The 11,906-nt window shown below is 56.9% G+C and carries 13 protein-coding genes; 8 read left to right on the top strand and 5 right to left on the bottom strand.

Translation table 11 applies throughout. From position 1 onward, the window contains the following. The first annotated feature begins 130 nt into the window (after positions 1-130). Positions 131-967 (top strand): alpha/beta fold hydrolase, encoded by an 837-nt coding sequence (locus EEQ99_RS02980; RefSeq protein WP_373289066.1) that lies wholly within the window; start codon positions 131-133, stop codon positions 965-967. Between the two features lie 130 nt (positions 968-1,097). On the opposite strand, the gene EEQ99_RS02975 is transcribed toward EEQ99_RS02980, so the two are convergent. Continuing rightward, complete coding sequence (locus tag EEQ99_RS02975; RefSeq protein WP_244604755.1) at positions 1,098-2,003, bottom strand: helix-turn-helix transcriptional regulator; 906 nt, start codon at positions 2,001-2,003, stop codon at positions 1,098-1,100. A gap of 292 nt (positions 2,004-2,295) precedes the next feature. Here EEQ99_RS02975 and EEQ99_RS02970 point away from each other — a divergent pair, with 292 nt between their 5' ends. Continuing rightward, positions 2,296-3,129 carry a helix-turn-helix domain-containing protein gene (locus EEQ99_RS02970; protein WP_127430154.1) on the top strand — a complete coding sequence of 278 codons (834 nt, stop codon included), beginning with the start codon at positions 2,296-2,298 and terminating at the stop codon, positions 3,127-3,129. Between the two features lie 84 nt (positions 3,130-3,213). Here EEQ99_RS02970 and EEQ99_RS02965 read toward each other — a convergent pair whose 3' ends face one another. The 4 genes from EEQ99_RS02965 to EEQ99_RS02950 form a co-directional block, all read right to left on the bottom strand. After that, positions 3,214-3,633 (bottom strand): type II toxin-antitoxin system VapC family toxin, encoded by a 420-nt coding sequence (locus tag EEQ99_RS02965; protein ID WP_097544206.1) that lies wholly within the window; start codon positions 3,631-3,633, stop codon positions 3,214-3,216. Beyond that, complete coding sequence (locus tag EEQ99_RS02960; protein WP_097544240.1) at positions 3,630-3,884, bottom strand: FitA-like ribbon-helix-helix domain-containing protein; 255 nt, start codon at positions 3,882-3,884, stop codon at positions 3,630-3,632. The genes EEQ99_RS02965 and EEQ99_RS02960 overlap by 4 nt, the downstream gene beginning before the upstream one ends. 150 nt (positions 3,885-4,034) lie before the next feature. Next, positions 4,035-4,658 (bottom strand): response regulator transcription factor, encoded by a 624-nt coding sequence (locus tag EEQ99_RS02955; RefSeq protein WP_028757555.1) that lies wholly within the window; start codon positions 4,656-4,658, stop codon positions 4,035-4,037. Next, complete coding sequence (locus EEQ99_RS02950) at positions 4,648-6,555, bottom strand: PAS domain-containing sensor histidine kinase (protein WP_028757556.1); 1,908 nt, start codon at positions 6,553-6,555, stop codon at positions 4,648-4,650. Before EEQ99_RS02950 ends, EEQ99_RS02955 begins: the two co-directional genes overlap by 11 nt. A gap of 431 nt (positions 6,556-6,986) precedes the next feature. Between EEQ99_RS02950 and EEQ99_RS02945 the strand changes: the two genes are divergently transcribed. The 6 genes from EEQ99_RS02945 to EEQ99_RS02920 all read left to right on the top strand — a co-directional run bounded on the left by EEQ99_RS02945 (position 6,987) and on the right by EEQ99_RS02920 (position 11,675). Beyond that, positions 6,987-7,961 (top strand): alpha/beta fold hydrolase, encoded by a 975-nt coding sequence (locus EEQ99_RS02945; protein ID WP_127430006.1) that lies wholly within the window; start codon positions 6,987-6,989, stop codon positions 7,959-7,961. 99 nt (positions 7,962-8,060) lie between these two features. Then, positions 8,061-8,687, top strand: coding sequence for a pyridoxamine 5'-phosphate oxidase family protein (locus EEQ99_RS02940; protein WP_028757558.1), 627 nt, complete (start codon positions 8,061-8,063; stop codon positions 8,685-8,687). After that, complete coding sequence (locus tag EEQ99_RS35575) at positions 8,644-8,919, top strand: DUF1348 family protein (RefSeq protein ID WP_244653192.1); 276 nt, start codon at positions 8,644-8,646, stop codon at positions 8,917-8,919. Before EEQ99_RS02940 ends, EEQ99_RS35575 begins: the two co-directional genes overlap by 44 nt. Then, positions 8,891-9,742, top strand: a complete 852-nt coding sequence (locus EEQ99_RS02930) for an alpha/beta fold hydrolase (RefSeq protein WP_127430005.1) — start codon at positions 8,891-8,893, stop codon at positions 9,740-9,742. Before EEQ99_RS35575 ends, EEQ99_RS02930 begins: the two co-directional genes overlap by 29 nt. A gap of 85 nt (positions 9,743-9,827) precedes the next feature. Beyond that, on the top strand, positions 9,828-10,646 hold the full coding sequence (locus tag EEQ99_RS02925) for a GNAT family N-acetyltransferase (protein WP_097544239.1): 819 nt from the start codon (positions 9,828-9,830) through the stop codon (positions 10,644-10,646). 237 nt (positions 10,647-10,883) lie between these two features. Beyond that, on the top strand, positions 10,884-11,675 hold the full coding sequence (locus EEQ99_RS02920; protein WP_097596310.1) for an SDR family NAD(P)-dependent oxidoreductase: 792 nt from the start codon (positions 10,884-10,886) through the stop codon (positions 11,673-11,675). Positions 11,676-11,906: the final 231 nt, after the last annotated feature.

Below are 11,906 nucleotides of genomic sequence, written 5' to 3'. Positions count from 1 at the left end.
CCCCTCCATCACCCGCCGCAGCGCCTTGCTGTCCGGAGCTGCCGCCGCAGCTACCATGGCACTTCCCACATCTTTCGGGTTTGCCGCCAACATTTCTTCCACCCCCACCCCAGTCGAAGGAGACAATAGAATGGGCTACATCACCACCAAGGACGGCGTCGAAATCTTCTACAAGGATTGGGGTGCGAAGGATGCCCAGCCGATCGTCTTCCACCATGGCTGGCCGCTCTCGTCGGACGATTGGGATGCACAGATGCTATTCTTCCTGGCAAAGGGTTACCGCGTCGTCGCCCATGACCGCCGAGGCCACGGTCGTTCTGCACAGGTTTCCGACGGTCACGACATGGATCACTACGCTGCCGACGCATTCGCCGTGGTTGAAGCGCTTGACCTGAAGAACGCCGTTCATATCGGCCATTCAACCGGCGGCGGCGAAGTTGCTCGCTATGTGGCAAAATACGGCCAGCCGGCCGGCCGCGTCGCCAAGGCCGTCCTGGTTTCAGCCGTTCCGCCCTTGATGCTCAAGACCGAGACAAATCCGGGCGGCCTTCCGATGGAGGTCTTCGACGGCATTCGCAAGGGGGTAGCCGAGAACCGCGCACAGCTGTTCGTCGATTTCCCCACCGGTCCGTTCTACGGCTTCAACCGTCCCGACGCCAAGGTTTATCCCGGGGTCATTCAGAATTGGTGGCGACAGGGCATGATGGGCAGCGCCAAGGCCCATTACGATGGGATCAAGGCCTTCTCCGAGACCGACCAGACCGACGACCTGAAGGCAATCACTGTTCCGACCCTCGTCATGCACGGCGACGACGACCAGGTCGTGCCGATCGACAACGCCGGCAAGCTATCCGTCAAGCTCGTGCAAAACGGCACCCTGAAGGTCTATCAGGGTTATCCGCATGGCATGCTGACAACGCATGCCGACGTCCTGAACGCCGACCTCCTGGCATTTATCCAGGCTTAATCGGACCGTCCGGGTGGGGCCATTTTCGCCGCACCCGGATCCGGCTGCAGAAGCTCGGCCTATAGTGGGTCACCGTGCGTTTCCTTTTCTGATTCTTCGCTCAAGCGCAGTGCTGCTCGATGGCTTTTTGTCAGTGCCGGTTGCGCAAGCGCCACGCTGCGGGAGGCACTCCCTCGGCCTTCGTGAAGCTTGCGACGAATTCATCTTCATTCGGAAACCCGCACTCTTCAGCGATCTGGGCAATCGTTTCACCGGTTCTGCTCAGCCGCGACTGGGCTCTGCTCATTCGATATGACGCAATCCATTCCGAAACGGACTGCCCGGTCGTGCGCAAAAATCCGGAACAGAGCGCATCGACTGAAAACCCGCACGCTTCGGCGATCTTATCCACCGGCGTGCCGCCCGACAGGTTCGCGGCGATGTACGCCTTGATACGCTTTTCCTGAAGCGGAGACAGTTGACCGGTGCCTGAAAGGTGCTGGATGGGAGACCGTCCGTAACGATGCGCAAGATGGGCGCTTAGCGCTAATCCTATATGAGGAAGCAGTGTGTCCCTGACCTCGTCCGGCATGTCGAACATCGGCATCAGCGCACCGCCTATGTTGCGGACCACCTGATCGTCAATCCCGCGGCAGGTTGTAAGGTCATCGATACGCGGCTCGCCGGCTTCCTCGGCGAGCTCGATGAACAGCGCGCTTGGGATATGAAATGCGAGCGCTTCGAAGCGGCCACGAACCGAAATTGCCGCGCCATTCCTCAGACTGATGAGACACATGGAACCTCTGGAATAGGTCTTCAGAGGCGTCCGTGCCCCGTCCGGCAGGATGTCACAATGATCGACGTCGACGAGATAGAGCACGACCAGAAAAGCATCATCGGCCGGCAGTAAGACTGTATGTTCGCTGTTGTCATAGGAGTGCTCGAGATGGACGACAGTAAGCGTTTCTTCGTAAAGAGGCCTGATCGCCAGCGCCCTTGCGGCATTGATCCCAAAACACGCCGCAATTTTCTCACTGACCGTCAACGCTTCACTCATATGTGTCTCGATCATCCTGACTGGGGACTATATAGCCCTACCGACGAGATGCCGCGCTTGATATTTTCCTACACGGGTCTCGACTGTCCATCTTGAATAAAAGGATCCTCGCGGGGCAGATTTTGCAAATTATTATGAGGTAGACATGGTTTAGAAAGCTGCCAAGGCTGGCAGGTCCGGTGTTCGCGTGTTTAAAAAATGAAAGAAGTGCGTCGTGGTCCAAGTTCTCCCCCTCCGCCACCCATCTTCCACTGGAAACTCGACTGACGGGTTCGGGTGCTCGTTGAAGCAGTTGTCGGTCAACCAAAGCCTACCTGGTTCAGACATCGATATCTTTCGGAAGGCGACAGACAACACGAAACTCGATCAGGTCATGACGCCGGCGAGCGACCGAGGTTTCGTGGTCGGGGTTTCCTCGCTCGGTGGCCACACGCGGCGCATCTTCCACGAACATCATGCGACTTTCCACGAATTTGCCGACAACTCGATCTATATTCGCGATCTCTCGAACGCCTACAAGGCGGATCTCCGCGGTCCTTTCGATTTCGTGTTGTTTGAAATTTCGCCGGCGTCCCTCGCCAAAATCGCCGATGATGCTGAAATGCCCGGCGTGACGTCGCTATCAGCTGAAACTGCATCAAAAGATATCGTACTTGCCAATCTCGCTCGGGCGCTGATCCCGGCACTGGAAAAGCCAGACGAGGCGAACGCGCTGTTCGTCGACCAGATGGCGACTGCCATCGGCACCTACCTCGTTCAGCGCTACGGAGGCCGGCCCGCGAAAGCCTGCAACAGGACGGGTAGCCTTTCGCGTGCGCATGAGGATCTGGCAAAAAGCCTGTTTCTCGAAAACCTCGACGGCAACGTGTCGATTTCAGAGGTTGCCCAGGTCTGCAACCTGTCGCGCGGCTATTTCATTCGTGCCTTTCGCGAGACGACTGGCATGACGCCCTATCAATGGGTCCTACGGGAGCGAATAGACCGGGCCCGCAACCTCCTGCGGAACTTGGACACTCCACTCGCCGAAGTGGCCATCGCCTGCGGCTTCGCGGACCAAAGCCATTTCACGCGCGTCTTTGCAGCTATGGTCGGCACCACGCCTGGCAATTGGCGGCGTAACGCCTGATCCAGACCAGCCCTCTTGGAAGATTCGTCGAACCGGAAGCACTTGAAGCGAAGTGAACCAACCATAGGTGGATTCAGACTATCGTTATCGGGCCCAGGGATTAATCACTTTCAACCCGGCAGCCTCGAACGGGCTTGTATCGCGAGTTGCGACCGCGAGGCCGTTCGCTGCTGCTGTAGCTGCAATGTAGCCATCAGACGTGCCGATAGTCCTCCCAGAGACTCGCGCGCGCACCATCAGTTCCGAGTAGAACTGCGAACTCGCCAGATTGAAGGACAGGATGCGCTCGGAAAAATGCGGCAACACTTCGCCCTCAAGTCGATCGTGAAGGATGGTTTGTCGCTTCCCTAGCGGCATGGCCGCAATCCCGAAGCGAAGTTCAGCAATCGTCATTACGGAAAGAAACAGCGTCTCGATGGCTTGGGCATCTAGCCAGGCGACCACTCGCTCATCGGGAGCCGGTTTCCACGGTTCGGATAAGACGTTGGTGTCCAACAAGATCATTCGAAGGGCATCGGTACAGCAGGAGTGTCATCGCGATTATTCTGAAGCGCTTCGACATCCAGATTGGAAAGCTCAGCTTCACGGCCAATAGCTGCCAGTAAGGAACCTAGCTTCACGCGTTCAGAGGGACGGACAGCGGCTTCGATAATGTCACGGATCTCGGCCTCGGTGCTGCGGCCATGATGTGCCGCTCGCACCCGCAGAGCACGATGTGTTTCGTCAGAAAGATTTCGAATGGTGACCGCCGGCACTGATATCACCTCCGTACGAACGATGACTTTGATATCAAAGTACGCAGAACGATGCCAGATTTCAAGGGATTTGAAATGGGCAAGAACGATATCGGTCCACGTCGATAGCGGATTGAAAGGGATCGAAGCCCGCTCCTCCAAGAGCTGCTTTCACACCTCCAGAATGCCCGCGATCCTGACCAGATCTGCAACTGACGATGCATGCATTTTTCGCATCATGTGACCGCGGTGAAGCTTCACGGTGGCCTCAGCGAGCTGAACTTCAGCCGCAATTTGTTTGTTCAGCTTCCCGGCGACAACCAGTGTCATAATCTGCCGCTCACGGTCGGTAAGTTTGGAATACCTTTGGCGCAATGCAGCCGTTTGGCTTGCCTCTTCCCGGCGAGCGCTATCGCTTGCCAAGGCGCGGTTCACCGCTTCGAGCAGGTCCTGCTCCCGCACTGGCTTGGTAAGCACATCGATAGCTCCGGCCTTCATGGCGCGGACAGCCATCGCGACGTCCACATGAGCGCTGATCAGCACCACAGACCTTGGGCGCCCGCCTCTTGCGAGCGCCTCTTGGAACTCCAGGCCGCTCTGACCTGGCAAGCGGATATCCAGTACAATGCAGCCTGCACGATCAGGATCATCCACAGCAAGAAACTCGGCCACAGAGCAATGGGTTTCAGCCACAAGTCCGACAGACTCGAACAATCCTCTCAATGCTTCGCGGACACTTTGGTCGTCATCGATGATAATGACTGTCGGCCGGCCTCTTTTGCGATCATCTATCATGGACGCTCACGCCCTCTGCCAGAGGCAAGGTAAACGTGAACTGTCCCCCTCCCCCGTTCTCCGCAGCCGTAGCCCAAATCCGGCCGCCATGCGCTTCGACGATGGAACGGCATATCGACAAGCCCATTCCGATGCCTTCGGCCTTCGTGCTGTAGAATGCTTCGAAAACGCGCTCCAACTGGTGAACAGCTACCCCGCGCCCCGTGTCCGAAACACTCATTTTCACAAGTTCCTCATCTATAGTACATCGGATGACGATGCGTCGTGCCTCGCAAGAAGCTGCCATCGCTTCCGCGCTATTCATGATCAAGTTTAGAACGACTTGCTGCAGTTGTGTCCGGTCTCCTACGACTTCAATAGGCACTTCCGCCATATCAAGAACAACGTCTATCCCGCGCCTTTGAAGTTCGCCAGTCAACAGATTCAGCACCTCGCGCACGGCAGGTCGGAGGTCGGTTTGCTCAATTTTCGCAGGCAGCTTTTGTGCCATTGCCCGGATACTGGTGATAATGTCGCCGGCGCGATGCCCGTCCCTGACGATCCTTTCGGCTGCCAGCCGCGCTTGCTCCAGATCGGTGTGACCCGGCTGTAGCCATCGCAGACATGTGCCCGCATTCGTGACGATTGCCATCAGCGGCTGGTTGACTTCATGGGCAATTGAAACGGCAAGTTCACCTGTTGCCGTCATCCGGGTCACATGCGCGAGTTCGCTCTGGCTTTGTCGCAAGGACTCTTCCGCCCGTTTGCGATCCTCGATATCCACGACGACGCCGTACCATCTGACAACGTTTCCATCTGGATCCAGAAGGGGGCTTTGCCGTAGGTTGAACCACCGATATTCGCCATCGGCGCGTCTGATGCGGGCGTCTACCGGACGACTTTTTTTTGAAGCTACGATATCGTCCCAGGCCATACGCATCGGCTCGACATCATCAGGATGAAACATGCGATAAAAACCGAAGCCGACGATCTCTTCAAAAGGCAGGCCGACATAATCGATCAAGTTTCGATTAAAATATTCAAGCCGGCCATCCGAGGTACACGACCAAGCCATTGCGGGTATCGTGTTGATGATTAGATTGAGCTTGTGTTCACTTTCCCTGAGCGCAGCTTCGCTTTGTCGAAGAGCGTTCTCCGCATATTGCAGGTCTTCGATATCGATATTGACGCCGAACCAACGAACGACGCCGTTGGCGTCGACTAGCTTGCGTCCGGAGAAGTAAAACCAACGGTATTTGCCGTCTGCTCCGCGAATACGTCCTTTCAAAACAGTGTGGTCGGAATGCTCGAGGTCTCTCTTCCAGATGTCCACCATGCCGGGAATATCGTCTGGATGATAAAGGTCCAGGAAGCCCCAGCCGAGGATTTGGTCGGCAGGACGACCCGCATAGTCCAGCCAGCTTTTATTGACAAAATCGGCGCTGCCATCCGGTCGCGCTGACCATACGAGAACCGGCAGCGAATTGATGATGAGGCTGAGGTTCTCTTCGCTGGCCGCGAGCGCAGTCTTCGTTTCCTTCAATGCGTTTTCGGCCTGTTTGCGGTCCTCGATATCGAGGACCACACCATACCATCTCAGGACATTTCCTTCTGCATCGAGCCGCGGCTTCTGGCGGAGCGTGCACCAACGATATTGGCCATCTGCGCGCCTCAGTCTGCCCACGACCTCCCTGGCATGCTTCGAGGCCATGATGTCATGCCATTCCGAAGCGAGATGTGACGTGTCGTCAGGATGAAATAGCTTGTAGAATCCCACTCCGGAGATTTCCTCAAGCGGCGCCCCGATGAACTCGAGAAAATGCTGGTTGGCAAAATCGAGCATGCCTTCCGACGTTGCGGACCACACCATGGCGGGGATTAGATCAATAATGGGATCGGTTTCCGGCTCTCGTTCCACCGCACTCTCCGTTCAGAGTTTGAGACGTTCGCGAGCCTAGAAGTTCCGACTCATGTCAGGAAGTAGAGAAGGGTGGCCGATCGTCCGACGGAAATAGTTACGGGATTTCCAGGTGTTGCGTAAGGACAAATCGATATACGAAGGTCTATGGTTGCAATGCCACCGTCTAGTTGCAGGCGACCTAGATCGCAATTGAGAGCGATCAGAAACCCGCTTACTCCTACGCATAGAAGCCCTTGACGAATGGCGACGTCGGCTGATCCGTCGTTGCCCTCACTCAAACATCTACGTGCATTGGAATTCTGCATCACTGCCATTTCCTGACTGATGCAACAGCATTCGGTGACGTGGTTTATCGCGACCCGAACGGCCCAAAGCAGCCCTTACTCGAAACCAACTTTCGTTTCATCTCGACCTATGGGGAGACTATCATGCGTAGTTTGATCATGTGCCTGATGTTGGCGACCGCCAGCATGGCCACGGCAACAATGGTAAGCGCACTTCCTGCGCACGCCACGGCGGAGCTTCGCGAAGCTCCGGTTCCCATCCACTACCGAACCGCAAAGATCGAGGGCCTCGATATCTTCTACCGGGAAGCTGGCCCGGCCGACGCTCCGGTCGTGCTGCTACTCCATGGGTTTCCGACGTCCTCCCACATGTTCCGGAATCTGATCCCGCTTCTTGCAGACCGATACCACGTCATCGCGCCGGACTATCCCGGTTATGGCCAAAGCGCGTCTCCCGACCGTGGTAAGTTTGCCTACACGTTTGGCGGCGTCGCCGATATCGTAGACAAGTTACTCGACCATTTGGCGGTCAAAAGCTACGCAATGTACGTCATGGATTATGGTGCACCGGTGGGTTACCGCCTGGCGCTGAAACATCCGGAACGGGTGAGTGCGCTGATCATCCAGAACGGCAACGCCTATGATGAAGGGCTGAAGGAATTCTGGGATCCCATCAAGACCTATTGGTCCGATGGGTCGGAGAAGAGCCGCGGGGCGCTCTCCGGTCTGGTCACGCTCGAAACGACCAGGTTCCAGTATACCGATGGCATGGAAGACGTGTCGCGCATCAGCCCTGACAACTGGGTTCACGACCAGGCTCTTCTGGACCGACCTGGCAATAAGGATATCCAGCTCGACATGTTGTATGATTATCGCACCAACGTTCCGCTTTACCCCGCGTTCCAAAGTTTCTTTCGTGAGCGCAAGCCGCCCACGCTCATCGTCTGGGGCAAGAATGATTACATCTTTCCTGAGGCCGGCGCTCATCCTTATCTCAAGGATCTTCCGGATGCCGAACTTCATATCCTGAACTCAGGTCACTTCCTGCTCGAAGAAAAGTTGGACGTCGCTGCTCCGCTAATCAACGATTTCCTGGATCGCCGCGTCGCAAAGAAGTGACGATCAGGCATGGTTGCCGGCGGTGTGGCGAAGGTTTCCGTCAAGTCGAGGTCGCACCGCTGAAAAGCCGTTACCAAATTCCAGATTTTGGAGATCCCCATGCCATACCATTTTTTGGAAGTTGCAGTCACTCCGAATGTGCGGCTGGCACAAGCTGAAATGGGTGCCGACCAGATCTGGTTAGGCGACCACCATCGGGAATCCGACAGCTTCACCGACAGCGAACTGGCTTTCATCTCTGCACGGGACAGCTTCTACATTGCCTCTGTGTCGGAAACCGGTTGGCCCTATGTTCAGCATCGCGGTGGTCCAAAGGGCTTTCTGAAAATCGTCGACAGGAAAACACTGGCGTTCGCCGACTACAGGGGCAACCGCCAATATATCAGTACCGGAAACTTTGCCGCAAATGACCGGGCCTGTCTCTTTGTGGTGGATTACCCGCGACGAGCCCGCCTCAAGATCTACATGCATGTCGAGAAGCTGACACTCGATGCCGACCCGGCGCTGGCCGACCTGGTTTTCGACGCCGGCTACCGAGCAAAAGCAGAGCGGATTTTTCGACTGCGGCTGGAAGCCTTCGATTGGAACTGCCCTCAACATATCACACCGCGTTACACCGAAGAGGAGGTCGCGAAAGCGGTGGCAGCGTTGCGTGAACGCTTAGCCGAACTGGAGTCGGAGAATGCAGAATTGCATACGCGGCTCGAGGCCTTGCGAGGAAGATAATGAACGCCACAAGACCCAGTTGCAGGAGTTTTCACGAGCTTCTGCAACAGAAACGGCGTGCGGAGGACGGCTGGAACAACAGCAATCCCGAAAGGTCGCGCTGGCCTATGGCCACGACAGCCGGTGGCGCAACCGGTCCGAGCTTATAAACGGCGAGAGCACTCCCGGTCTCAGCGATTCGGTTTCTATGGGGAAAGAACGACATGACGCATACCACCCATCACCGCGTTGATATCGACGGTCGTGATGTATTTTATCGGCAGGCCGGAGAACCAGCCAAACCGGCCCTGTTACTGCTGCACGGGTTTCCGTCATCGAGCCACATGTTTCGCGATCTTATTCCACTGCTTGCGGACCGATTTCACCTCATCGCACCCGACATTACAGGGTTTGGCCAGTCGCAAGCGCCTGCGCGCACAAATTTTGCCTACACGTACGACAATCTTGCCCGCATCATCCAGAGGTTCATTGAGGCGCTGGGCATCGGGCGGTTTGCTCTTTACGCCTTCGATATCGGAGCGCCCATCGGTTTCCGCGTCGCGATGAAGTTTCCCGAGCGGGTGACGGCAATCATTTCCCAAAATGGCAATGCCTACGAGGAGGGGTTGAGCGACGTCTGGAATCCGATCAGGCGATACTGGTCCGATCCCACGACCGCCAACCGCGATGCCCTGCGCGAGATCATGAAACCTCTCGCCATCCGCTGGCAGTACGAACACGGTGTTTCGGATTTATCGAACGTGTCTCCCGATGGCTATTCGCTCGATGCCTTCTACATGGCGCGTCCGGATAGTGAAGAAATCCAATTCGACCTTGCGCTCGACTACGCGAGCAACGTGGTCCTGTATCCGATGTTTCAAGCATATTTCCGCCGGCATCAACCCAGGTTCCTGGCAATCTGGGGCGACAAGGATCCCTTCTTCCTGCCCGCAGGTGCGGAGGCCGTTAGACGCGATCTCCCGAACGCTGAGATCCAGCTCCTCAATACCGGCCACTTCGCGTTGGAGACGCATTCCCGAGAAATTGCCACCGCGATAGCGGACTTCCTGACTTAACCCCGCTCGCAACCGCCGGCTTACACCGCTGCTGACGTCGCTGCGGTGAAGTCTGTTTGGCCGTTTGATCGTTAAGGACACGAGCATGGATCGCCCGTCAGCATCGCACCAAATGGTGCCGGAAGAAGAAATCATCGAAGTGAAAGCATTTATCGACCTCTTCATGATCGCGCCCCAGACGTTCGTCGACCAGGCTGAGTTTCGCTGCATGCCATTGGCTGGAGGTTGCGCAATATCGCTGCCAAGCGCGCCCGCCATCGGTCTCAATCGGGTGCTCGGCATCGTGGCACCTGAAGATCTCGACATGGCCTGTGAATGGATGAGCAAAAGGGCGGGCCGACGCTACTTACAAATGAACGCTGCCACCGCTCCTCAACGGACACACGACTGGATAAGGAAACGAGGCCTTGTTGCCCAAGGTCACGGATGGGCAAAACTACGGCGAACAGCGCCTTCCACGCCACTCATCCATTCTGGAGAGGTCGCGACCCGGCAGGTCAATGTCACCGAAGCCGAGATCTTCGGTTCGATGATGTGCGCCGGATTTCACTTTCCGGCAAACCTGACCCCGCTTTGGTCAGCGATCGTCGGGAAGGACGGTTGGAGCTGTTTTTTCGCGGAATTGGACGGCAGGCCGATTGCGACCGGCGCGATGTATGCGGCAGACGGCTGTGCTTGGCTTGGCGGTGGCTCGACCGTTCCCGAGTTTTGCAATCGCGGGGCACAGAGGGCCCTGATTGCCGCGCGTCTAAACCAAGGCGCCAGCCAGGGCGTTCAGACATTCGTCGTCGAAACCGCCCAACCGTCGGCCGATGAGCCGAATATCTCTCACGCCAATCTCATTGTGGCCGGATTCGAGCAGATTTATACGAGAATGAATTACCGGTTTCCGGACGGTTCATAAGGGACGGCGGACACCTTAGGTCTGCCAATCGAGCTGTTGCCTTCTTTCCAAGTGTCGCGCTTGCCGGATCACTGCTCGAACTCTGAGAGAATGTCATCTGCTTCTGGATCAGCTTGCAAACCCGCTTCCAGGGCACCGCCACGGGTCCCACCCGAAAGGATCATCGACGTCGCGGGCTGTTGCGAGACCGACCGCCAGATCATACCTTCACTGATCCAACCTCAGAAGGAGCCGCAGATGCAGATCGACCTCACAGGCAAAACCGCGCTGATTACTGGATCTACCGAAGGCATCGGCTACGCGATCGCCCGCCAGCTTGCGAGGGCTGGTGCGAACGTGGTGGTCAACGGACGGTCTGAAGAAAAGACCGCTAAGGCGGCCGAACGCCTGAAAGGCGAAGGTGCCAGGGGAAGCGTGAGCGCCGTACCAGCCGATGTCGCAACCGCTGAAGGGTGTGACGCTCTCGTCGCCAAGGTTCATCATGTCGATATTCTGATCAACAATGCGGGCATCTTCCAGCCGCTCGACTTCTTCGATGCGGACGACGAGGTCTGGGATCGCCATTGGCAGGTAAACGTCATGTCGGCCGTCAGGCTTTCACGTGCCTATCTTCCGGGCATGCAGAAGCTCGACTGGGGCCGCGTCATCTTCATCGCGTCGGAATCCGGCTTTAACATACCGGTGGAGATGATTCATTACGGCGTCAGCAAGACCGCGGACATCGCGGTTGCCCGTGGGCTTGCCAAGCGCATGGCTGGTACGGGCGTTACTGTGAACTCGGTTCTTCCCGGACCGACACTGTCCGAAGGCGTCGAGGCGATGCTTGCCGAAGAGCGTGCGAAGACGGGCAAGCCGATCGAGGAGGTCGCGGCGGACTTCGTCAAGAAGCATCGTGGCGGTTCGATTATCCAACGAGCTGCAAGCGTCGAGGAAATTGCCAACCTGGTAACCTATCTGGCGTCGCCTTTGGCATCCGCGACGACAGGAGCTTCCATGCGCGTGGACGGAGGGCTGATCGACACGCTCTGAGCTGATCCCTCACCTGACCTGCCGTTGTTCATAGGGCGGAGCCTTCCGATCGCCTTCTTATTGCGGCCGCCGGCACGCGTGTGCGGTATGAAGTAGGCATGAATCAGACAGGCTGCTTTGCGACACCAATTCGCTAAAGAGCAGACCTTCAGCCGGCCTTGAAACTGCATGCTGCACCTTGCGAGCCCGATCAACCGCTGCCAAACAAGGGCAAATTCACAATGCGTTACA

It is taken from the genome of Rhizobium anhuiense, from assembly GCF_003985145.1.
Taxonomy (GTDB): domain Bacteria; phylum Pseudomonadota; class Alphaproteobacteria; order Rhizobiales; family Rhizobiaceae; genus Rhizobium; species Rhizobium anhuiense.
This window is presented reverse-complemented; position numbering and strand designations above follow the sequence as displayed.